This window comes from Bradyrhizobium sp. 14AA (assembly GCF_054185205.1).
The window spans coordinates 388,122-411,219 of sequence record NZ_JAVAYM010000001.1; the positions used below are offsets into that span (position 1 = coordinate 388,122).

Consider the following 23,098-nt stretch of genomic DNA (forward strand, 5'->3'; position numbering starts at 1 on the left):
GCTCCTGACAAGTGAAGAGCAGCGAGCGATGCGAAGACGTGCCGCGATGGCATTGAACGCGCGTGTGAGGAACGACAGCGTGTGGCCGGACCTGCTCGTCGGCCGGAAAGATTGCAGTGAACAGCATGATTGATTTTTCCGTTCTCAATGTTTCAACGAATGAAATTCCCGAAGGCGAGCGCATCCCGTTGCTTCGCGAATTCTATTGCCGCGGGGTGTTGAAGGCGGAGGTCGAGCCCAGGGAGGGAAAGCCCGCCGCGGCGAGCTTCACGTCCCACGTCTTGCCGGAAGCCCAGCTGCTGATGGGGGGATTGTGCGGAGCACGCGTCATTCGCACCAGGCAGCTCGTTGCCGATGGCGACGACAGCCTCGCCCTGATCGTGAACAGGTCAGGCGTTCTCGGGATATCGGAGCGAGGACACGATCTGAGGCTTCAGGCAGGAGAGGCGGTCCTGACGAGTGCGGAGGACGTCACGACGTTCGAGAGGTTGTCGCTGGGCAGCTGCTTCTCGCTACGTGTGCCGAGACGCGTGCTGGCGCCGATGATCGTGGATGTCGACGATGCCGTGATGCGCGTCATGCCGGAGAGCTCGACCGGACTTCGATTGCTGGTCGACTACGCGGTGACGCTGGTGCGGGAGAAGGTGTTCGTGGTGCCATCGTTGCGGCAGCTCGGGGTCGGACATCTGCACGATCTGCTGGCGCTCGTCCTCGGCGCCACCGGTGAGACGCGGGAGCTGGCCGGACGGCGCGGCGTCAAGGCGGCGCGGCTCCAGAAAGCGAAAGTCTCCATTGCCAACAATTGCTGGCGGCAGGATCTGTCGGTGGCGTCGGTTGCCCAGGAGCTCGGCGTGACGCCGCGCTATCTCCAGCGCCTTTTCGAGGCCGACGGCAAGACGTTCTCTTCCTTCCTGATCGAGCAACGCGTCAAGCGCGCTCATCGCATGCTGCGGGAACCCGAGTTCGCCGAACGGACGGTGAGCTCGATCGCCTACGATGTCGGCTTCGGTGATCTCTCTTATTTCAACCGCTGCTTCCGGCGGACCTATAACGCGACGCCGAGCGACATCAGGAGCGGCGAATTGCCGTGAGTGCGCGCGACTGAATTTTCAGCCTCTGCCGATTTCGACCAGAAGAAGGGATTTGACATGATCCTTGACCGCGAGGTCATGACCAAGGCGCGTCGATCGCGCCGGTCCGTGCAACGAGGCAGGTGCCTACCGCAGCATCCCCATTTCGGCCCATTACGTATTCGGGCGCGTGGAGTAGGTCATGACGCCGTGTGTCGTGCGGCGCCGAGAGTTGGAGTTTGGAATGCGCCGTTTCTTCTTTGATCTCCTGGTCGGCAATATCGTGAAGATCGATCCGGGCGGCATGGTGTTCGAATGCCCCGAAGCAACCTTCGTGGTGGCCAACGAGATGGCAAGCCATCTTTTCGTGTGGCGTGACGATTTGCGCGACCGCGACGCCTGGATACGCGTGCGCGACAATGGCGGACGCGAGATCTATCGCGCCGCGGTCTGGGCCGAGAACGCCGAGAAGGTTGGCTGGGACCAGGCGTAAGCACCGCGGGGGCGGTGTCGCAACTCTGCATCAGTGCTCCACGAAACGGCTTCGGTTCGTTCTGAGCCAGAGCCGCACCGGCACCGCGAAGGGTGGCGTTCGCGTCGCGTTCTGAGCCGGCATCAGCCCTGGCGGCTTGAACGCGGTGCCCGCCGGCCGGGCCCCATCCGCCCGGCCGGCGCCTCCTCCGAACGGAGGATGTCGCATGCTCCGGTTCTGTTATGTTGCATGGCATTGATCATTCAGTGCCATTTTGAGCCATGCGCGGACCACAGAAACTGCCTGACCTGGTCGAGGCTATCTATGATGCCGGGCTCGATCCCTCGCTTTGGAACGACGTCGTCACCGGCATCCGCGATCTCGTCGGCGGCCAGGCCTGCGGGCTGTTCTCGAAGGACTCGATCAGCAAATTCGGGGTCACGCATTATTATTGCGGGGCGGATCCGCACTACATCCAGCTCTATTCCGAGACCCACTCGAAGTTCGATCCGCTGACGGTTCTGCCGCCGCACGGCCAGATTGTAAGCATCCCGGAGCTCGTCAATTTCGATGAGTACCGGCGCGGGCGCTTCTACCAGGAGTGGATGCAGCCGCAGGGCTGCAGCGATGCGGCCAACGTCGTGCTCGACAGGTCGAATGCGAGCTGCCCGGTGATGATGACGGTGCTCTCGGGCCGGCGCATGGTGGATCCCGTGATGAAGCATCGGCTCTCGCTCATCGTTCCGCACGCCAGCCGTGCCCTCCTGATCAACCGCGCCATCTCCGCAAAACTGACGCTGGCCACCGCGCTGGCGGACGTCCTGGACAATCTGGCGTCCGGCATCTTCCTGCTCGACGCCAGTTGCCGGGTTGTGCATGCCAATACGGCCGGCTACGCGTTGCTCGCGGCCGATGACGTGGTTCGGTCCACAGCCGGACAGCTCGTGACCAGCAGCGCCGAAGCCAACCAGACGCTGCGCGACGCCTTCGCCAGTCGCGCCCACATTGCCATGGTGGCCGCGCGAGACCGCGCGATTCCGCTGCTCTCTTTCAGTGGCGAGCGGTATGTCGCACATGTCCTGCCGCTGGCCTCCGTACTGCGTAACGGCAGCGACCGGGCGCCCGACGCCGTCGGTGCGCTTCTCCTGCGCAAGGTCGCGCTCGGAGGCGGGTCCTATGGCGAGCTGATGGCGCGGACCTTCGACTTCACGCCGGCGGAGCTGCGCGTGTTCCTGTCGATCGTCGAGGTCGGTGGCGTTCCGGAGACGGCGGCAGCGCTCGGAATCGCGGAGACGACGGCGAAGACGCATCTGCAGCGCATCTATGCCAAGACGGGCGTTTCGAGGCAGGCCGATCTCGTCAAGCTCGCGGCGGGATTCGCCAATCCGCTCCTCAACTGATCCGTAAATCCCTGCCGAAGTTGAACCTTTTGCTCCCTTGATAGACTCACAGAAGCCGCCGGGCATGACGAACATTTCGCAATCTCCGTGTTTGACCATTGGCTGTTCCGATGCCCCGACCTCCAACACAGTCCGAGCTGATCGAGAGCATATACGATGCTGGCCTCAACCTTGAGTTGTGGGGCGAGGTCGTCGTCGCACTCAACGCTTTCATTGGCAGCCAGGCCTGCGGTCTGATCTCGAAGGACAAGGTCAGCAAATCAGGCGCGACGCATTACTATTGCGGGGTCGATCCGCACTACATCCAGCTCTACGCCGAGACCTACGCCCAATACGATCCCCTCGCGCGGCTGCCCCGCTACGGCGAGGTGCGCAACATTCCGGATCTCGTCGATTTCGACGAGTATCGCCGCGGGCGGTTCTTCCAGGAATGGCTGCGGCCCCAGGGTTGCATCGACGTCGCAAACGTGGTGCTGGAGCAGTCGAAGTCGCCGTGTCCGATGCTGCTGACCGTGATCCCGGGCAAGGACATGCTCGACGCCGGGCAGCGCGCACGCATGCAGTTCCTCGCCCCGCACGCAAGCCGGGCGCTGATGATCAACCGCGCGATCGAGCGCAAGCAGCAGCGCGCGAGCGCGCTCGCCGACGTCGTGGACGGCCTCAGTGCCGGCGTCATCCTGCTCGATTCGGCCTGCCGCATCGTTCACAGCAATCCCGCCGCGGAGACGATCCTGGCCGCCGACGATGTCCTGCGGTCCGTTTCGGGCCGGCTGGTGGCGGGATCCTCCGCGACCAATGTGGCGCTGCGCGATATCTTCCGTGACGCAGGGGAGGTTGCCGCAGCGGCAGCTGCCGGTCGAAAGATTTCTCTGACGGCGCGTGACGGATCGCACTATGTCGCCCACGTGATCGCGCTGCCTTCGCTGCTGCGCGCCGGCGCGACGGAGCGCACGTCGGCCGTCGGAGCCCTGCTTGTCTGGAAAGCGGAATTCGACGTCCACTCATGTGCCGGCCTGATCGACGGCGCGTTCGAACTCACGCCGGCAGAGCTGCGGGTTCTCCAGGCCATCGTTACGGTGGGCGGCGTGCCGGAGACGGCGGCCGCGCTCGGCGTCGCCGAGACGACCGTGAAGACGCATCTGCATCGCGTCTTCGCCAAGACCGGCGTTTCCCGTCAAGCCGATCTGGTCAAGCTCGCGGCGGGCTTCTCCAATCCGCTCGTGCACTGACGCGCCGTCGCGGCGCGAGGCGAGTCGTTCGACGCGCCATTAGGTTCAATCAGAAGCATCATTAGAAAGTTATCGCGCGTCATTCGATTGAATGACGCGATGTGCCGCGTTCTCTTTTAGGAGACGTCACACGCTTTCTTGTTCGGCATGGTCGATCTTTGTGAAGCAACTCACAGCACGCGAAAATGAATCCCATCATTCTCTCGCACAGGTTGAGAGGAGATCGTCATGCGAACGGCGTCACCTGTCCTGGCTGGCAAGTTCCGCGCCATCGTCGCGCGCATGGGCGCGATGTTCCGCGAGCAGCGCGAGATAGAAGCGCGCCGCGCGCTGCAGCGCTATCGCCACCTGCTGGAGCAGCCGCAGGACGCATCGCCTTTGAATGAAATCATTCCGGTCAGTAACGAAAAGGATACTTCAGAAAATGCCTACGGATCTGATTCGTGCGAGCGCGCCGCCGACCACCCCACGTTCGAAGGCGCGTAATTTCAACATCGTCGCGATCGCGCTGACGGCGGCGCTCGTCACCCTTCAACTGGTCGGGCTCGCGATGCTGGAGCGGTCCCACGCTCAGGCGATGCATGTGTCGTTCCCGCGCGAGCCGGCCGCTTGCGCGGAGAGCGCCGATGTCCCTGTTTCGCAAGTTCCCTACGATTGACCGGAGGACGGTCCGTGCCTGATGTCACGACTCTGATGCTGCTCAGCGTTGCCGTGTTCGCCGGCGCCTTTGTCTCGGGGCTCTCGGGTTTTGCATTCTCGGCGGTAGCGGGTGCGATCCTGCTGCGGGTGTTCCAGCCGCTCGAGGCCGTGCCGCTGATGATGGCGTGCAGCATCGGCGTGCAGGCGACCAATCTGTGGGCGCTCCGGCGCAACATTCGCTGGGAAGGCAGCCTGATGCTGATCGTCGGTGGGCTGATCGGCGTTCCCATTGCGGTGGCGCTGTTGCAGAGCACGGACACGCATCTGCTCCGGCGCGGCTTCGGCATCGTCGTCGCGCTCTATGCGGCCTACATGCTGCTGCGGCCGACGCTGGTGACGGCCGGCGAGGCCGTCGGCCGGCACTGGGTCGCGCTGATCGGGTTCGGAGGAGGGCTCGTCGGCGGGCTGACGGCGATGCCCGGCGCGATCCCGACGATCTGGTGCGACATGCGCGGCATGCCCAAGAGCGAGCAGCGCGGCCTGGTGCAGCCTTTCATCGCGGCGATGCAGGTCTTCGCGATCGTGCTGCTGGTCGGACACCAGGATCTGTCGTCGAAGGTCTTCGTCGACCTCGCGGTCAGCCTGCCGGCGCTGTTCGCCGGTTCCGCGCTCGGCGTGATCGCCTTTCACCGCATCAACGAGACGGTCTTTCGCAAGACCGTGCTCGTTCTGTTGCTGATCTCGGGGATCTCCCTGATCTAGTGTCCCGGGTTGGTGATCGAACCCTGGACCGGCGCCGCGCTGGTGTCGCTGCCGTGATGCACCAGCGGCTTCATGCCGGTGACGGTCCGCAGCAGCACATAGAATACCGGCGTCAGGAACAGGCCGAACACGGTGACGCCGATCATGCCGGAGAACACGGCAACGCCCATCGCGCGTCGCATCTCCGAGCCGGCACCGGTCGAGAGCACCAGCGGCAAGACGCCCATGATGAAGGCCATCGACGTCATCAGGATCGGGCGAAGACGTAGCCGGCTTGCCTCGATCGCGGCGCGGATCGGCGTGCGTCCGGCGAATTCGAGCTCGCGTGCGAATTCCACGATCAGGATCGCGTTCTTGGCGGAGAGGCCGACGAGCACGATCAGGCCGATCTGGGTGAAGACGTTGTTGTCGCCCTTGGAGATCCAGACGCCGAACATCGCCGCCAAGAGACCCATCGGCACGATCATGATGATCGACAGCGGCAGGGTCAGGCTCTCATAGAGCGCGGCCAGCACCAGGAACACCAGCAGGATCGCCAGCGGGAACACCCAGAGGCCGGAATTGCCGGCGATGAACTCCTGGTAGGTCAGGTCGGTCCATTCGAAGGCAAAGCCGGGCGGCAGCGTCTCCGCCGCGATCCGCGTCGCGGCCTCCTGCGCCTGGCCCGATGAGAAGCCGGGCGCGGCGGCCGCGTTGATGTCGGACGACAGGAAGCCGTTGTAGCGGATCGCGCGCTCCGGACCCGCGCTCTGGCGGATCTTGAGCAGCGCCGACAGCGGCACCATGTCGCCCGAGGACGAGCGCACCTTCAATTGCCTGATGTCGTCGGCGCGGGCGCGGAACGGCGCGTCGGCCTGGACATAGACGGAGTAGGTGCGGCCAAACTTGTTGAAGTCGTTGACGTAGTAGGACCCCAGGTAAATCTGCAGCGTGTTGAACACTTCCGTCACGGGTACGCCGAGCTGCAGCGCCTTGGTGCGGTCGATGTCGGCGAACAGCTGGGGCACGTTGACCTGGAAGCTCGAGAACACGCCGGCGATCTCCGGCGCCTTCTGCATCGCCGCCATGAACGCCTTCGTCGCCTCGTTCAGTGCCTCATAGCCGAGACCGGCCCGGTCCTCGATCTGCAGCTTGAAGCCGCCGATGGTGCCGAGGCCGTTGACCGGCGGCGGCGGGAACATGGCGATGAAGGCCTCCTGGATGCCGGAGTATTTCTTGTTGAGGTCGGCCGCGATGGCGTTTCCGCTCAGGGCCGGACCCTTGCGCTCGTCGAACGGCTTCAGCGTCGAGAACACGATGCCGGCGTTCGACGAGTTGGTGAAGCCCGAGATCGACAAGCCCGGGAAGGCGACCGAGCTCTCGACACCGGGCTGGGTCAGCGCGATGTCGCTCATCTTGCGGATCACCTCTTCGGTGCGATCAAGCGTTGCGCCATCGGGCAGCCGCGAGAAGCCGACCAGATATTGCTTGTCCTGGCCGGGCACGAAGCCGCTCGGCACCTGCTGGAACAGGAGGGCGGTGAGGCCGACCAGCAGCACATAGAGACCCATCACCGCGGCCTTGCCCGAGATTACCTTGGTCACAGTGCCGCTGTAGCTCTCCGACGAGTAGGTGAACGCCCGATTGAAGCGGCGGAAGAACCAGCCAAGGCTCTTTTCCATGATGATCGTCAGCTTGTCCTTCGGCTCGTTGTGTCCCTTGAGCAGCAACGCAGATAATGCGGGCGAGAGCGTCAGCGAGTTGACCGCCGAGATCACCGTCGAGATCGCGATCGTCAGCGCGAACTGCTTGTAGAACTGCCCGGTGAGGCCGGAGATGAAGGCCAGCGGCACGAACACCGCGATCAGCACCATCGCGATCGCGATGATCGGTCCGGAGACCTCGCGCATCGCCTGATAGGTGGCATCGCGCGGCGATAGCCCGGCCTCGATGTTGCGCTCGACGTTCTCGACCACGACGATGGCGTCGTCGACGACGATGCCGATGGCGAGCACGAGGCCGAACAGGCTGAGCGCGTTGATGGAGAAGCCGAACACGTGCATCACGGCGAACGTGCCGACGATCGACACCGGCACCGCCAGCAGCGGAATGATCGAGGCCCGCCAGGTCTGGAGGAACAGGATCACCACCAGCACCACCAGCGCGATCGCCTCCAGCAGCGTGTGGATGACCGCCTCGATCGAGGAGCGCACGAACTGGGTGGGGTCGTAGACGATCTGGTAGGACACGCCTTCCGGCATGTTCTTCTTGATCTCGGCCATGGTGGCGCGAACGTGGTCGGAGATCTGCAGCGCGTTGGAGCCGGGCGCCTGGAAGATCGGGATTGCCACCGCCTGCTTGTTGTCGAGCAGCGAGCGCAGGCCGTATTCGGACGCCCCGAGCTCGATGCGGGCGACGTCCCGCAGCCGCACCACTTCACCGCGCGTGCCGGTCTTGACCACGATGTCGCCGAACTGCTCTTCGTTGGCGAGACGTCCTTCCGCATTGACGGACAGCTGCAGGTCGATGCCCTTCACGTTCGGGGAGGAGCCGACGACGCCGGCGGCGGCCTCGACGTTTTGCGCCTGGATCGCCTTGACGATGTCGCTGGCGGTCAGGCCGTGCTCGGCCGCCTTCTGCGGATCGACCCACACCCGCATCGAATAGTCGCCGGCGCCATAAAGCTGGACGTCGCCGACGCCGTCGATCCGTGCGAGGCGGTCCTTGACATTGAGCACGGCGTAATTGCGCAAATACGTCATGTCGTAGCGGCCGTTCGGCGACAGCAGATGCACGACCATGGTGAGGTCGGGCGAGGACTTCTTGGTGATGATGCCGAGCTGGCGCACCACGGCCGGCAGGCGCGGCTCGGCCTGCTGCACGCGGTTCTGCACCAGCTGCGTCGCCTTGTCGGGGTCGGTGCCGAGCCGGAAGGTCACCGTCAGCGTCATGGCGCCGTCGGTGGTCGCCTGGCTCGACATGTACAGCATGCCTTCGACGCCGTTGATCTGCTCCTCGATTGGAGTAGCCACCGTCTCCGCGATCACCTTGGGATTGGCCCCAGGATAGGACGCGCGCACCAGCACCGAGGGCGGCACGACATCGGGATATTCCGAGATCGGCATCGCAAACAGCGAGATCAGCCCCGCGAGGAAAATCAGCACCGACAGCACGCCGGCGAAAATCGGACGATCGATGAAGAACTTTGAAAGATTCATGGCTTTGCCCCTGGGCAATATTCTGTGTGTCCCGGCACAGCTCCGCCGTCATTCCGGGGCGCGCGAAGCGCGAACCCGGAATCCAGAGGTGATGTGCTCGAAGTTTCGTAACCTCGAGATCCCGGGTTCGTGCTACGCGCGCCCCGGAATGACAGAAGGTGTCAGCGTTGCACCACGTCCTGGTTGCTGTGGTTCGATGCCTGCTGCCCGCGCGCGCCCATTGCCGCGACCTCCGTCTTGAGGAGGGCGCCGGGACGCACGCGCTGCAAGCCGTTGACGACGATGCGGTCGCCGGGCTTCAGGCCCGCGGTGACGATGCGAAGCCCGTCGACCGCGCCGCCAAGCGTGATCGGCCGGTAGACTGCGCGGCTGTCGTCGCCGACCGCCATCACGAACTTCTTGTCCTGGTCGGTGCCGATCGCGCGCTCGTCGATCATCACCAGCGTCTGCTGCTTCGGCTGGCCCATGCGCACGCGGGCGAACTGGCCGGGGATGAGACGCCCGTCCTCGTTCCCAAACACCGCGCGGACGCGGATGGTGCCGCTCTGGCCATTGACCTGGTTGTCGATGAGCTGGATGTGGCCCCTGGCCGAGAGACCGCCCGATGTCGCCATCTCAACCGGGATCTGGTCGAGCTTGCCGCGTTTGCCGGAGCTATCTGCGATCGAGTTCAGCGCGCGCAGCACCACTTCCTCATCCGCGTCGAACGAGGCATAGATCGGATTGACCGAGACCAGCGAGGTCAGCACCGGGGAGGCGGTGCCGGCGGCGACGAGATTGCCGACGGTGATCTCGATCTTGCCGACGCGGCCGTCCACGGGCGCGCGCACCTCGGTGTAGTCGAGATTGAGCTTTGCGGTCTGGAGCGTTGCCTCGGCCGCCTTCACGTTCGCAACCGCTTCGCGATTGGCGTTGTCGCGCTGGTCGTAGTCGCGCCGCGTCACCACGGCGTTGCCGACGAGCTGCGCGCCGCGCTCGAGCTCGCTCTGGGTGAACACGACGCGCGCCTTGGCGGCTTCGAGCTGGGCCGCAGCCTTGTCGACCTCGGCGGCGTAAGGCGCCGGATCGATCTTGAACAGGACGTCGCCGGCCTTCACCAGCGCGCCCTCGATGAAGTTGGTCGCAAGGATCGCGCCGGCCACGCGCGGGCGAAGCTCGACGCGCTGGATGGCTTCGAGCCGGCCGGAGAAATCGTCCCACAGCACGGTCTGCTTGGGTTCGATCAGCGCGACCGTGACAGGGACGGCCTGCTCGGCTGCCGCGGCCGTTGCGGTCGCCTGCGCTGCACGAAAATAGTGGCCGGTCGCGATCGAGCCGGCGACAGCGAGGGCGCCCACGATGGCGACGCCGCCGAGAAGGCGGCGGAAGCGGCCGGTACGGTCGGGATTTAGGGAGGGGGGCATTTGCGCGCTCCAGATATGTAGTGTTCACTACAGATGTGGAGCTGGTTATCGCAGCGCAAGATACTTATGTACCATTCACTAAGAAAATTGTAGCCCCTTACCGCAAGAATTGGGAGCTGACTAAGAAAATAAAGCTAGAACAAATAGATAGGATTTGACGTTAAGCTTCCAGCAGAACGCGAATTCCGAGGAGAGAGGCACATGGGCATGGGACGCCCCCGCGAATTCGACGCCGAAACGGCGTTGGACCAGGCGATGGAAGTGTTTTGGCGCCATGGCTATGAGGGTGCCACCATCGCCCAGCTTACCGAGGCCATGGGCATCAATCCGCCCAGTCTCTACGCCTGCTTCGGCAACAAGGAAGGCCTGCTGAAAGCCGCGCTCGATCGCTACACCAAATTGCGCGGCGTCTGGATGGACGAGGTGGTCGCGGCCTCCACCGCACGCGAGGTCGCCGAGCGGATGCTGATGGGCATCGCCGAGAAGCAGACCGATCCCGCCAATCCGCCCGGCTGTCTGCTCGTGCAGGGCGGCATCGCCTGCGGCACTGGCTCGGAGAACGTCCCCTTCGAACTCGCCGCCCGTCGCGCCCAGAACGAGGACCAGCTCCGCGACCGTTTCATCCGCGCCAAGGCCGAAGGCGATCTCAAGCCGAGCGCCGATCCCGCCGCGCTCGCGCGCTACGTCTCGGCCGTCGCGGTCGGCATGGGCGTGATGGCGTCGTCGGGCGCGGATCGCGAGGCGCTGCGGCAGGTGGCGATCGTCGCCGTGCAGGCGGTCGAGGCGCAGTCGGCCGACAGAGCGTAGCTATCCTGCAGACTACTTTGCAGACAGCGCCGGCGGCGGGACGAAGCCGCCAAACTCGCATTCGATCAGTCCGGCCAGCGCGATTGTCGTGCGGTCCTCCAGATACGGCCCGATGATCTGAACGCCAATCGGCAAGCCCGAAGCCGTTCGCTCGATCGGAACGGCGGTCGCCGGCAGTCCGCAGGTCGAAGCGGGGTCGGCCCAGATGAAGCACGCATCGGAGTAGTTGTAGAGCTTGCCATCGATGTCGAGCTGCCGCAAGTCGAACGGTTCGGAATGGTCATGTGGAAACGCCGGCACGGCTGCGGCCGGGTAGATCACCGCGTCGAAGTCGCGGAACAGCAGATGCCACTTCTGTTGCAGTTGCAGCCGGGCAGCATCAGCCGCGAGCCACTCACGATGGATCATGCCCCAGCTCCGCGCGCGTTCGGCCTGCAGGCTGCGGTCGTCGGGCGCAAGTGCCGCGGCAAGTCCTTGCGCCTCTGCGAGGGCGGCCGGCGTCAGGCGCGGACTTCTCGCTGCGTTCAACAGTCTCATGTAGAGCCGTGCGGAGTCGGCAAGGTCAGGCAGCGCCGCACTCGCGCGCGCAACTCGTGCGCCCGATCGTTCGAGCCGCTCCGCCAATCGCCCGATGGCTGAACGCACGGCGTCACCCGTCGGCATCAGCGGGTGCGTATCGATCACGAGAATCCTGAAATCCCTGAGCTGGTCATGCCGTGGAGCTGGCAGCGCAAGGCGATAACCGATGCCGTCACGCGTCTCGTCGGGGCCGGCGATCACGTCGAGCGACAAGGCAAGATCCGCGGCGGTGCGCGCCATCGGCCCGACCACCGCCAGATCGCCCTGGCCGGGAACGGGCGGGGCCGGCGGCAGGCTGTATCCGCGCAGCGGGACCAGGCCGAGGCTCGGCTTGTGTCCGAACACGCCGCAGAAATGCGCAGGGACTCGGATCGAGCCGCCGATATCCGAGCCGATCGAGAGCGGACCGAATCCCGCGGCCAGCGCCGCGCCCGACCCGCCCGAGGAGCCACCGGGCGACCGGCCGAGGTCCCACGGGTTGTTCGTCGTCCCGTGGATCTCGTTGTAGCTCTGGAAATCCCGCAAGCCGATCGGGATATTGGTCTTGCCGATGATGACGGCGCCCGCCGCCTTCAGCCGCGAGACGACAAGGGCGTCTTCCGTCGGTTGAAAATCCCTGAAATGCGGGAAGCCCCACGTCGTCCGCAGGCCGGCGACGTTGAACGGTTCCTTGAGGGTCACGGGAATGCCGAGCAACGGCAACCGCTCGCCGCGGCCGAGCGCAGCGTCAGCGGCGCGCGCGGCGTCTCTCGCGCGATCGAAATCGCGAACGATGATCGCGTTGATCCGCCCGTCCAGCGCCTCGATGCGCGCGATGGTGTGTTCGAGCAATTCCGACGCAGACACTTTGCGCGCCTGCAGGACGCCAAGAAGTGCGCTGATCGAGCCGTAGTTCAGGTCAGCGGCAGCTGCCGTCATCGAGAGCTTCCTTGTATCTCATCGCCATGTCGACGCTGTCGGCTGATATCCGACCCGGCTATCGAACATGCAATCGTGGGAGCGAGATAGGAGGCGGCGCATCGGGAACCAAGCCTGCTGGCCGATGCTGCCGATGGTGAGGCGTGGCCGGGATTCAAAGCCGTCATGCCTTCGGAACGGTTAATGGTCAGCGGAGAATTCGGAATTTTCGATGTCGCCATTCTGCGCCTGTTTTGCCCGACGTGTCAAACGTCCTCGCTGGCGGGCGCGCGACCCATGCCGGACGAAATTCCTCAATGATTTGTACTGTGCATGGGGTTGTTTTCGCGCTTCTTGTTTGACCATCCCGCAGGTAGCGGGAACCAGAGCCATCAGCCGTCCGCATTGAACCAGAACTCCTAAGAGTTTTTACACACAGTTCTGGCACGTTCCGCGCGTCAAGACCCGCAACCTGCATCGTCGCCTCTCATTGCGCGCACGTAAAGATGGGACCCGCGGGCATCGAGGGGGCGTGAGCCATGACTGCACTTGCTTCGGACGCCGGTCGCGCCAGGGGTGGGATCGTGCCGATCCTGTTGTGCGTCGTGCCGTTCAGCCAGATCCCGCTCGACGCCTACACGCCGGGCCTGCCGCAGATGGTGGTGGACCTCGCAACCGATTCCGCATCGATGCAGAACACCGTCACCGCCTACATGCTCGGCATGAGCCTGGCGCTGGTGCCGGTCGGCATCGCCTCCGATACGCTCGGCCGCCGCAACGTCCTGCTCGCGGGGCTGTCGGTGCTCATCGCGATGAGCATCGCCTGTGCGCTCGCGACCAGCGCCTCGCTGCTGCTGGCGCTGCGCTTCCTGCAAGGCGTCGGCGGCTGCACCTGCCTCGTCGTCGCCTATGCGGTCGCGGCCGACTGTTTTCGCGGGCGTGAGCTGACTGCGATCTCCGGATTGCTGGGAGCGGCCTGGGGGCTCGCGCCCGTGCTTGCGCCGGCGGCCGGCGGTTTCATCGTCGAACTGACGTCCTGGCGCGGTGTCTTCGTCATCATCGCCATCGCCGCGGCCATCGTCGCTGCGATCGTCGTATGTCTTCTGCCCGAGACGTTGCCGGCTGATCGGCGCGCGCCGTTCGATCCGCGCCGCACCGCCGGTATCTTGCGCGATGCGCTGGTCCGCCCGGGTTTCCTCGCCTTCGTGCTGGTGTTTGCCGCCGCGGCGAGTGCACAGCTGGCGTTCGGCGTCGTCGCACCGTTCTTCTACCAGACCGGCCTCGGCTATTCGGCTGCCATCTACGGTCTCGTTGCGCTCGGCCTTGGTGGCGTCAATCTCGCCGGCGAGCTCGGCTGTGCGCATTTCGCGCACTTCATGCCGGCCCGGGTGATGGGCTTCGGCGCCTTCGCGTTGTTTCTCGCTGGCTCCGTGGTTCTGGCTGCGACCGGCATGATTCTCCGTCTCGATTTTGCGTCGATCACGATCGGTGGTGCGCTGGTGCTCGGCGGCTGCGGCGTGCTGTGTCCGATGATGTACGGCATGGGGCTCGGCCTGTTCGAACGCGACCACGGCCTGATCGGCGGCCTCATCAGCGCGCTCTGCTATCTCGCCGTGAGCGGCGCCATGGCGATCGCGGCGGTGCTGCCCGAAGAGACACAGGCGCCAATCGGATTTCTCTATCTCGGCCTCTGCGCCATCGCAGGTCTGCTGCTTGCGATCTCGCTGCCCGCGGCGCGCCAGGCCGCACAGACCTAAGGAAGGAACAAGCTCATGACCACCGTCGGTATTCGCGGCACGTTCTTCGATTTCGTCGATGATCCCTGGAAGCATGTCGGCAATGAGCAGGCGGCGGCGCGCTTTCATCAGGACGGCCTCATGGTCGTCACCGACGGCGTCATCAAGGCGTTTGGCGCTTACGAGAAAATCGCTGCCGCGCATCCCGGCGTCGAGATATCGCATATCAAGGACCGCATCATCGTTCCCGGCTTCATCGACGGCCACATCCATTTGCCGCAGACCCGCGTGTTAGGGGCCTATGGCGAGCAGCTCCTGCCGTGGCTCCAGAAGTGGGTCTATCCGGAAGAGCTGAAATACCGGGATCGCAACTACGCGCGCGAGGGCGTCAAGCGTTTCCTCGACGCGCTGCTGGCGTCCGGCACCACCACCTGCCAGGCCTTCACCAGCTCCTCGCCTGTTTCAACCGAGGAACTGTTCGAGGAAGCGGCCCGCCGCAACATGCGCGTCATCGCGGGCCTCACCGGCATCGATCGCAACGCGCCGGCCGATTTCATCGATACGCCCGAGAATTTCTACCGCGACAGCAAGCGGCTGATCGCGCAGTATCACAACAAGGGCCGCAATCTCTACGCCATCACGCCGCGCTTCGCCTTCGGTGCTTCGCCTGAGCTGCTCAAGGCCTGCCAGCGCCTCAAGCACGAGCATCCTGATTGCTGGGTCAACACCCACATCTCCGAGAATCCGGCCGAATGCAGCGGCGTGCTGGTCGAGCATCCGGATTGCCAGGACTATCTCGGCGTCTACGAGAAGTTCGACCTGGTCGGGCCGAAGTTCTCCGGCGGCCACGGCGTCTATCTCTCCAACAACGAATTCCGCCGCATGTCGAAGAAGGGCGCGGCGGTGGTGTTCTGCCCGTGCTCGAACCTGTTCCTCGGCAGCGGCCTGTTCCGCCTCGGCCGCGCCACCGATCCGGAGCATCGGGTGAAGATGTCGTTCGGCACCGACGTCGGCGGCGGCAACCGCTTCTCGATGATCTCCGTGCTCGACGACGCCTACAAGGTCGGCATGTGCAACAACACGCTGCTCGACGGCAGCATCGACCCCGTGCGCAAGGATCTCGCCGAGGCCGAGCGCAACAAGCTTTCGCCCTACCGCGGCTTCTGGTCGATCACGCTCGGCGGCGCCGAGGGCCTCTACATCGACGACAAGCTCGGCAACTTCGAGCCGGGCAAGGAGGCTGACTTCGTCGCGCTCGATCCGAACGGCGGGCAGATCGCGCAAGCGTGGCACCAGTCGCTGATCGCCGACGGCGCCGGCCCGCGCACGATGGACGAGGCCGCGAGCATGCTGTTCGCCGTCATGATGGTCGGTGACGATCGCTGCGTCGACGAGACCTGGGTGATGGGCAAGCGTCTCTACAAGAAGGGCTGAAGCGGACCGCGACGATGAGCACATCTCCGGAGACAGCCGGCCAGCCGGTCGCCCTCGTCATCCAGCGCCGCATCGCGGACGATGGCTTTGCCGCGTTCGCGCGGTGGAACGGCGAGGTCGGCGAGGCGCTCAAGGCCTGGCCCGGCTTCCTCAGCCAGGAGGTGGTGCCGCCGCAGCCGCCCGCGCATGTGGACTGGGTGACCATCGTGCGTTTCGCGAGCCCGGCCGCGGCACGTGCCTGGCTTCAGAGCGATGTGAGGGCGCGGCTCATTGCAGAGGTGCAGCGTTTCTTCGTCGGTTCGGAGGACGTCCATATCCTGCCCGACACCGGCGTCCAGCGCGACAGCGCGGTCTCCGCCGTCATCTCCTTCAAGGTCCCCGAGGGGCTCGAGGATGCGTTCCTGAAATGGCAGCAGCGCATCCAGGCCGCCGAGGCCGAGTTCAAGGGGTTCCTGCGCCACAAGATCGAGCGGCCGATTCCGGGCCTGCACGACGAATGGATCGTCATCCTGTCATTCGACAGCGATGCCAACCTCAATGCATGGCTGGACTCGCCGATGCGGCAGATGCTGCTCAAGGAGGGCGCGCGCTTCAACGCCGGCATGAACGTGAAGCGGGCGAGCTACGGCTTCAATTTCTGGTTTCCGGCCGGCAAGGCCCAGGCGCCGGAGCAAGGCCCTAGCCTGATCTGGAAGAGCAACCTCATCGTCCTCCTGGTGCTTTATCCCGTGGTCTACCTCTGGGGCTATTTCATCAGCAGGCCGCTGATCGACAGCCATGGCGTGCCGGTCTGGCTGTCGCTGTTCGTCGGCAATCTCGTGAGCACCCAGCTGCTCGGCTGGTGGCTGGTGCCCGCCGCATTCAAGGCACTCGACTGGTGGGTCACGCCGAAGGCGGGGCTTGGCCGCCAGATTGCCGGCTACGCGCTGCTTGCAGCGCTCTATGCGGCGTCGATGGGCCTGTACGCGCTGCTGCTCGCGTGGCATTGGGGGCGGTGAGGCCGTCGGCCGCTTGAAGGCGGCTTCCGGACCTGCTGGACTCGTGACGACCATGTTCGCCCTGACATTTCTCGGGACCTCGGCCAGCGTTCCCTCGGCGGAACGCAATCATCCGGCTCTCCTCGTGGAGGCCGCGGGCCAACGCATCCTGGTCGATTGCGGTGAGGGCACGCAGCGCCAGCTGCTGCGCAGCGGCGCCGGCTTCCGGCGGCTCGACCGCATCCTGCTGACGCACGGTCATCTCGATCACGTGCTCGGCATTCCCGGTCTCTTCTCGACACTGGGTCTGCGGCAGAGCGCCGAAATGATGACCATTCATGGCGGCGCAGGCACGCTTGACATCGTCGTCCGCATGCTTGCGGGCCTGTGGGGCGCGGGCAGGGCGCCGATCCCTGTGGAATTCGCGTCGCTCGCCGAAGGACAGGTCATCGATGCCGGCGACTTCACCATCGATTGTTTCCCGGTCCGTCATCGCGACACCGACAGCTTTGGCTTCGCCTTTAGAACTCCCGCACGTCGCCATCTTCTGTCTGATCGTCTTTCGGCCCTTGGCGTGCCTGATGGCCCCATGCGCGGAGAACTGGCCGCGGGACGATCGGTCGTGATCGACGATCGCACGATCGATCCGGAAGACGTTCTGGGGCCGCCGAGCGGCGGCAGGAAGCTCGTCGTGATCGGCGACACCGAGACCACCGATGGGCTGTCCGACCATGTCGCTGATGCCGACCTGCTGGTGATCGAGGCGACCTTCCTCGATCGCGACGCTGCGACCGCGCGGGACTACGGCCATCTCACCGCGGCAGAGGCGGCAGCGTTTGCGGCCGCAAACAACGTTGGCCAGCTTTTGCTGGTCCATATGTCGGGACGTTATCGGGACGACGAGATATTGGTCGAAGCGACAGCGGTCTTTCCGAACACGCGGATTGCAGCCGATTTCGATCGCATCGCCATCTAGCCGTCGCGACGGCTGCTAGCGCGTCAATCCCGATTTGATCGCGAGGTCCTGTACCTTGCTTGTCGCCTGCATCAGCCTTGGAAGCGCCTGGTCGCGAAAAGTGGGCATGTCCATGCGCATCGCATCGACGGTCACGCTCAATCCTCCGATCACAACGCCCTGGGCGTCGAAGATCGGCGTTGCCAGCGTGCGCAGGCCGTAGGCGTTCTCGCCGTCGGAAACGGCGTGGCCCTTCTTCTTGACCTGATCGAGCCGGGTGAGCAGGGCATCGAGATCGGTCAGCGTTCGCTCCGACAGTTTGACGCGGGGGCGCGATTCCAAGCGCACGATCTGCTCGTCGCGCGCCAGATGCGCCAGCATGACATGGCCGAGCGCGGCGCTGTAGGCGGGGATGCGCGTGCCCGGCCGGCGATCCATCTTGTGGCGGTCGAGGCCCGCGCCGATACGCGCGAGATAGACGACGTCGCCGCCGTCGAGAATGCCGAGCGAAGCCGCATCGCCGACGTCAGGCACGAGATCGCGCAGCAGCGGCTCGACGATCGGCCGGAGCGATCCATGCGACAGCACGGTGTAGCCGAGGTCGAGACAGGCAACCCCGAGGCGGAACCGGCGGCTCTGCGGAACCGCCTGGAGATAGCCGAGCTCGATCAGGGTCTGGATCAGCCGGAACGCCGTCCCACGATCGAGATCGGCCCGTGCGGCAATCTCACTCAGGGTGAGCTCAAAGGCCTCGCTGGTGAAACTCTGGAGCACGGCGAACGCCTTGCCGACGGAGGCGACGTAATTCTTGGGATTTTTCGCAGCCGTTTCCGATATGCGTTTTGTGGCCTTCTTTTCGACCTTGGCCATGCCCGAATGCCTCGCCATGACATGTCGCCCTTGACGTGGCGGCATGCTGATTTTACGACAGAGCAATCCAATAACAAATGTTCGCATTCCGAACAACATCGATTTGACGATCGGAGGAAGTTTGTCGACATCATCGCTGCACCCCCAATCTTTGCACCCTCATGGCGTGTTCTCCGCCGCGTTGACCCCGCTCGACGCCGAGCTCGCCCCCGATCATGCGCGCTTCGTCGCGCATTGCCGCTATCTGCTCGACGAAGGCTGTGACGGCATTGCGCTGCTCGGCACGACAGGCGAGGCGAACTCGTTCTCGTCCGCCGAGCGCACCGCGCTGCTGGAGGCGGTGGTCGCCGCCGGCATCGCGCCGCAGCGGCTTCTGCCGGGCACCGGTGTTGCCGCGCTCAGCGAGACCATCGCTCTGACGCGCCACGCGCTGTCGGTCGGCGTCGATACCGTGGTGATGCTGCCGCCGTTCTACTACAAGGGTGTCACCGACGACGGTATCTTCGCATCCTATAGCGAAGTCGTGCAGCGCATCGGCGATGCCAGGCTCAAGGTCGTGCTCTATCACATCCCGCAGATGTCGGCGCAGCCGATCTCGCATGCGCTGATCGAGCGGCTGCGAACGGCTTATCCGGCGACGTTCACCGGCATCAAGGATTCCTCCGGCGACTTCGCCAACATGACGGCGATGGTCGAACGTTTCCCCGGCTTTTCGGTTCTTGTCGGCGCGGATCCGTTGCTGCTGCCCCTGCTGCGCAAGGGCGGCGCCGGCTGCATCACCGCGACCTCCAATCTCGTCGCGCGCGACCTTGCCTATGTCTACAAGCACTTTGGCGACAGCGATGATGATGTGGCGCTCAAGGCCGCGCAGGCGCGCATCGTCAAGGCACGCGAACTGGTCTCGCGCTTTCCGCAGATGGCGTCGCTGAAGACGCTGGTTGCCGAGCGCACCAAGCATGCCGGATGGCAGCGTCTGCGGCCGCCGCTGGAGTCCTTGCCGACGGCCCAGGTGAAAGAGCTGCTTGCGAATGCCGCTGCATTCGCGGCCGTCGCCTAGATCCGGCGGGGACAACGAGGCGCCGATGTCCGACTCCTTCCAGGATGCATTGGCCGGGCTCGCTGACATCGTCGGCGACAAGCACGTCATCGCGTCCGGGCCTGACCAGGAGCCCTATGTGGTGGACTGGCGCGGGCGCTATCACGGCCGCGCGGCCGCCGTGGTGAAGCCCGGCGCAACCGCCGAGGTCGCCGCCGTCGTCAAATTCTGCGCGGCAAGGCAGCTCGCGATCGTGCCGCAAGGTGGCAACACCGGCATGTGCGGGGCCGCGACGCCGGACGATCGTGCGGGCAATGTCGTGATCCGGCTCGATCGCATGCGGGCCGTGCGAGATATCAGCCCGCTCGCCAATACGATCACGGTCGAGGCCGGCTGCATCCTCGCAGAGGTGCAGAATGCGGCGCGGGACGTCGATCGCTATTTTCCCTTGAGCCTGGGCGCCGAGGGTTCCTGCCAGATCGGCGGCAACATCTCGACCAATGCCGGCGGCACTGCCGTGTTGCGCTACGGTCCGACACGCGATCTCGTGCTCGGGCTGGAGGTCGTGCTGCCCGACGGGCGCGTGTTCAACGGCCTGCGCGCGCTGCGCAAGGACAACACCGGTTACGCGCTCAAGCAGCTTTTCATCGGCGCGGAGGGTACGCTCGGCATCGTCACCGCGGCGGTGCTGAAACTGTTCGCGCCGCCGCGCAGCTCCGCGCTGGCGCTGCTGAAGTTGCAAAGCGTCGAGCAAGCGCTCGAGATCATGCAGCGCCTGCGCGGTGTGGTCGGCGACCGGCTCGGCAGTCTCGAGATCATGTCGCGCTCGCAGATCGAGGCGATCGCGGAGACCGTGCCGCATGTCACGATTCCGTTCGAGTTGACGACGCCGTGGTATCTGATCGTCGAGCTGACCGACACGCTCGCCGGCGTCGACCTCGATGAACCACTCGCCACGGTGCTCGCGGAGGCGATGGAGGCCGGGCTCGCCGAGGACGTGATCCTGGCGTCCAACCTTGCGCAGGCCAAGGCGATCTGGGCTGTCAGGCACAGCGTGTCCGAAGGCAACAAGCGCAGCGGCTACGTCGTGTCGCATGACAGCGTGGTGCCGCTGGAGCGTCAGGCCGCCTTCGTCAACAATGTCGAAGCCCGGATCAAGGCGGCAGTCCCGCAGGCGCGCGTCGTGATGCACGGTCATATCGGCGACGGCAACATCCACGTGGTGGCCCTGATCGACCGGGTGCATTGCCAGGATCCGGAGGCGACGGCCAGGCTCGTGGCGCAAATCAATGAGATCGTCGACGACGAGACCGCGGCGCAGGGCGGGGCCATCAGTGCCGAGCACGGCATCGGCATTACCAATCGCGGCCGGCTCGCCCGCGTCACCGATCCGCTCGATATCGAACTGATGCGCGATATCAAGCAACTGCTCGATCCGAAGGGCCTGATGAATCCCGGCAAGATCTTTGGTGCGGGAGCGGCATGACCATGACGAGCGTCCGCCTGCTTGCCGACGATCTCACCGGTGCGCTCGACACCGCGGCGGAGTTTGTCGGCCTGTGCGGACCGTTCAATGTCACTTGGCCAGAGGCGGCTGCGCCGCAGGACTCCGGAAGCCTTGCGATCGACAGCGGCACCCGCGAGCGGTCGAAAGCCGAGAGCATCGAGATCGTCGGACGGCTGGCGCCACTGCTCCAAGAAGCGACGATCGCCTACAAGAAGGTCGATAGCCTGCTTCGTGGTGCGTGGGCCGCCGAGCTCGGTGCCTGCCTGCATGGCGGCCACTGGACGTCCTGCGTTGTCGCACCCGCCTTCGACTATCAGGGGCGCCGCACCGTCAATGGCCAGCAATTCGCGCGCACGGTGCAAGGTGACTGGCATCGCGTCGGCGACAATCTCCTGGCCCAACTGCAGCTTGAAGGCATCGAGGCGCTGCGGGGCGAGGCTGATACGCTGTCGCGGGGCGACGTTCAGGTTTTCGATGCCGAGAGCGACATCGACCTCGATCGTGTCGTCGAGATGGGACGGCGTATGCCGGGACCCGTGCTGTGGTGCGGCAGCGGCGGATTGGCGGGCGCGCTCGCGCGCAGCCATCGCTCCGACGCGCCGAGTCAATGGAAGCTGCCGGTGCTTGGGCTGTTCGGCTCCGACCAGGCGGCCACCGCGTCCCAGCTCGCAGCGTGCGGCGAGGCGACGATTACGCTTGCGGAAGGCGAGGGCGCGGCGCGGGTCCAGCGCAAGCTGGCCGCTGACGGCGTGGCACTGGTCAAATTCTCTCTCGGCGAGGGCCTGACCCGTGCCGATGCGGCGCGGAGGATCGCGCGCGAAATGACGGCGCTGATTTCGACACTCGAACCACCGGGCACGCTGATCGTTGCCGGCGGTGAAACCCTGAAAGCCGCATGTGTTGCTCTTGGGGCGCATGCGCTCCAGGTGACGGGGCGCATCGTGCCGGGATTGCCGCGCTCGATCCTGCAGGGCGGGCGCTGGGCCGGCGTCGATGTCGTCTCGAAATCCGGCGCATTCGGTCCCAGTGAGCTGTGGCGTGACCTGCTCCGGGACAATCATCTGCTCAGAATGGAGAGTCCGATATGACCTCTCGTCATCTTGCCATCACCATGGGCGATCCCGCCGGGATCGGGCCAGAGATCATCGTCAAGGCCTGCGTCGGGCTGAAGGAGCGGATCGGAAAGGGCGATCTGCGCATTCTGATCATCGGCAGCGGCGCGGCGCTCGATGGTGCGAAGGCCGCGCTCGGCGCCGCCGTGGCGATCCCGGAAGTGACCGCGGACGATCGCGACTGGCCGAACCTCTGCTTCCTCCAGGCCGACGCCGAGGGCGACCCGATCAAGCCGGGCGTGCTGAGCGCCGACGGCGGCCGCTTTGCCTACAAGGCGATCGAACAGGGCGTGCGTCTGACCCAGGCGGGGCGGACGTCCGCGATCGTCACGGCACCGCTCAACAAGGAAGCGCTCAACAAGGCCGGCTATCATTTTCCCGGTCACACCGAGATGCTGGCGCATCTGACCGGTGTGCGCGGCTCGGTGATGCTGCTCGCCCATGGCAACATGCGCGTCAGCCATGTCTCGACCCACGTGGCGCTGGAAGACGTGCCGAAGCGTCTGACGCCGGAGCGCCTGCGCATGGTGATCGACCTCACCAACGATGCCTTGCTGCGGCTCGGCATCACCAAGCCGAAGATCGCGATCGCCGCGCTCAATCCGCATGCCGGCGAGGGCGGTCTGTTCGGCCGGCAGGACATCGACGTCTCCGCGCCGACGATTGCGAAGGCAGTCGCTGACGGGCTTGACGTCGTCGGCCCAGTGCCCGGCGACACCATCTTCGTCAAGCTGCGCGCCGGCCAGTACGATGCCGCGGTCGCGATGTATCACGATCAGGGGCACATTCCCGTAAAACTGCTCGGCTTCCAGGTCGATCCCGCGACCGGCCGTTGGCAGGAGCTGTCAGGCGTCAACATCACGCTGGGCCTGCCGATCATCCGCACCTCCGTCGATCATGGCACCGCCTTCGACATTGCCGGCAAAGGCATCGCCAACGAGCACAGCCTGATCGAGGCCATCGACTATGCCGAGCGGCTGGCCGCTGGCGCTTCCGCATCCAAGTGACGAGATCGA

General features: G+C 65.1%; 19 protein-coding genes. 15 read left to right on the forward strand and 4 right to left on the reverse strand.

The window, feature by feature from the left end; genetic code table 11:
* Window positions 1–125 precede the first annotated feature (125 nt).
* The 6 genes from RAD15_RS01705 to RAD15_RS01730 all read left to right on the forward strand — a co-directional run bounded on the left by RAD15_RS01705 (window position 126) and on the right by RAD15_RS01730 (window position 5,572).
* A complete protein-coding gene (locus RAD15_RS01705; RefSeq protein ID WP_458174971.1) occupies window positions 126–1,091 on the forward strand; it encodes a helix-turn-helix transcriptional regulator in 966 nt (321 codons plus the stop codon).
* 223 nt (window positions 1,092–1,314) lie between these two features.
* On the forward strand, window positions 1,315–1,563 hold the full coding sequence (locus RAD15_RS01710; RefSeq protein ID WP_458173751.1) for a DUF6894 family protein: 249 nt from the start codon (window positions 1,315–1,317) through the stop codon (window positions 1,561–1,563).
* A gap of 260 nt (window positions 1,564–1,823) precedes the next feature.
* Window positions 1,824–2,942, forward strand: coding sequence for a helix-turn-helix transcriptional regulator (locus RAD15_RS01715; RefSeq protein ID WP_458173753.1), 1,119 nt, complete (start codon window positions 1,824–1,826; stop codon window positions 2,940–2,942).
* A 110-nt stretch (window positions 2,943–3,052) separates the two neighbouring features.
* Window positions 3,053–4,171, forward strand: coding sequence for a helix-turn-helix transcriptional regulator (locus RAD15_RS01720; protein ID WP_458173755.1), 1,119 nt, complete (start codon window positions 3,053–3,055; stop codon window positions 4,169–4,171).
* Window positions 4,172–4,399: 228 nt separating this feature from the next.
* On the forward strand, window positions 4,400–4,657 hold the full coding sequence (locus RAD15_RS01725) for a hypothetical protein (protein WP_458173757.1): 258 nt from the start codon (window positions 4,400–4,402) through the stop codon (window positions 4,655–4,657).
* Between the two features lie 186 nt (window positions 4,658–4,843).
* Window positions 4,844–5,572: a sulfite exporter TauE/SafE family protein gene (locus RAD15_RS01730; RefSeq protein WP_458173760.1), complete on the forward strand. Its 729-nt coding sequence runs from the start codon at window positions 4,844–4,846 to the stop codon at window positions 5,570–5,572.
* Here RAD15_RS01730 and RAD15_RS01735 read toward each other — a convergent pair.
* Window positions 5,569–8,769, reverse strand: coding sequence for an efflux RND transporter permease subunit (locus RAD15_RS01735; RefSeq protein ID WP_458173762.1), 3,201 nt, complete (start codon window positions 8,767–8,769; stop codon window positions 5,569–5,571). The two genes, RAD15_RS01730 and RAD15_RS01735, sit on opposite strands and share 4 nt — an antisense overlap.
* Window positions 8,770–8,930: 161 nt before the next feature.
* Window positions 8,931–10,172, reverse strand: a complete 1,242-nt coding sequence (locus tag RAD15_RS01740; RefSeq protein WP_458173764.1) for an efflux RND transporter periplasmic adaptor subunit — start codon at window positions 10,170–10,172, stop codon at window positions 8,931–8,933.
* Between the two features lie 201 nt (window positions 10,173–10,373).
* Here RAD15_RS01740 and RAD15_RS01745 point away from each other — a divergent pair, with 201 nt between their 5' ends.
* Window positions 10,374–10,979, forward strand: a complete 606-nt coding sequence (locus tag RAD15_RS01745; RefSeq protein WP_458173766.1) for a TetR/AcrR family transcriptional regulator — start codon at window positions 10,374–10,376, stop codon at window positions 10,977–10,979.
* A 12-nt stretch (window positions 10,980–10,991) separates the two neighbouring features.
* On the opposite strand, the gene RAD15_RS01750 is transcribed toward RAD15_RS01745, so the two are convergent.
* Window positions 10,992–12,476, reverse strand: coding sequence for an amidase (locus RAD15_RS01750; protein WP_458173769.1), 1,485 nt, complete (start codon window positions 12,474–12,476; stop codon window positions 10,992–10,994).
* A 518-nt stretch (window positions 12,477–12,994) separates the two neighbouring features.
* On the opposite strand from RAD15_RS01750, the gene RAD15_RS01755 reads away from it, so the two are divergent.
* Genes RAD15_RS01755 through rnz form a run of 4 tightly spaced genes read left to right on the forward strand, consistent with a single transcriptional unit; the run spans window position 12,995 to window position 17,578 of the window.
* Window positions 12,995–14,212 (forward strand): multidrug effflux MFS transporter, encoded by a 1,218-nt coding sequence (locus RAD15_RS01755; protein WP_458173772.1) that lies wholly within the window; start codon window positions 12,995–12,997, stop codon window positions 14,210–14,212.
* A 15-nt stretch (window positions 14,213–14,227) separates the two neighbouring features.
* Window positions 14,228–15,625, forward strand: coding sequence for a guanine deaminase (guaD, locus tag RAD15_RS01760; protein ID WP_458173774.1), 1,398 nt, complete (start codon window positions 14,228–14,230; stop codon window positions 15,623–15,625).
* A 14-nt stretch (window positions 15,626–15,639) separates the two neighbouring features.
* The gene (locus RAD15_RS01765) at window positions 15,640–16,623 is read left to right on the forward strand and encodes an antibiotic biosynthesis monooxygenase (RefSeq protein ID WP_458173776.1); all 984 of its coding nucleotides are present in this window, start codon (window positions 15,640–15,642) and stop codon (window positions 16,621–16,623) included.
* Window positions 16,624–16,675: 52 nt separating this feature from the next.
* The gene (gene rnz, locus RAD15_RS01770; RefSeq protein WP_458173778.1) at window positions 16,676–17,578 is read left to right on the forward strand and encodes a ribonuclease Z; all 903 of its coding nucleotides are present in this window, start codon (window positions 16,676–16,678) and stop codon (window positions 17,576–17,578) included.
* A gap of 15 nt (window positions 17,579–17,593) precedes the next feature.
* Here the strand turns inward: rnz and RAD15_RS01775 are convergent, their stop codons facing one another.
* On the reverse strand, window positions 17,594–18,445 hold the full coding sequence (locus tag RAD15_RS01775; RefSeq protein ID WP_458173780.1) for an IclR family transcriptional regulator: 852 nt from the start codon (window positions 18,443–18,445) through the stop codon (window positions 17,594–17,596).
* 148 nt (window positions 18,446–18,593) lie between these two features.
* Here RAD15_RS01775 and RAD15_RS01780 point away from each other — a divergent pair, with 148 nt between their 5' ends.
* The 4 genes from RAD15_RS01780 to pdxA are packed head-to-tail and all read left to right on the forward strand — an operon-like array spanning window position 18,594 to window position 23,089.
* Window positions 18,594–19,484, forward strand: a complete 891-nt coding sequence (locus RAD15_RS01780) for a dihydrodipicolinate synthase family protein (RefSeq protein WP_458174973.1) — start codon at window positions 18,594–18,596, stop codon at window positions 19,482–19,484.
* 25 nt (window positions 19,485–19,509) lie between these two features.
* On the forward strand, window positions 19,510–20,949 hold the full coding sequence (locus RAD15_RS01785) for an FAD-binding oxidoreductase (protein WP_458173782.1): 1,440 nt from the start codon (window positions 19,510–19,512) through the stop codon (window positions 20,947–20,949).
* A 2-nt stretch (window positions 20,950–20,951) separates the two neighbouring features.
* Window positions 20,952–22,058, forward strand: a complete 1,107-nt coding sequence (locus RAD15_RS01790; protein WP_458174975.1) for a four-carbon acid sugar kinase family protein — start codon at window positions 20,952–20,954, stop codon at window positions 22,056–22,058.
* Complete coding sequence (gene pdxA, locus RAD15_RS01795) at window positions 22,055–23,089, forward strand: 4-hydroxythreonine-4-phosphate dehydrogenase PdxA (protein WP_458173784.1); 1,035 nt, start codon at window positions 22,055–22,057, stop codon at window positions 23,087–23,089. The genes RAD15_RS01790 and pdxA overlap by 4 nt, the downstream gene beginning before the upstream one ends.
* Window positions 23,090–23,098 lie beyond the last annotated feature (9 nt).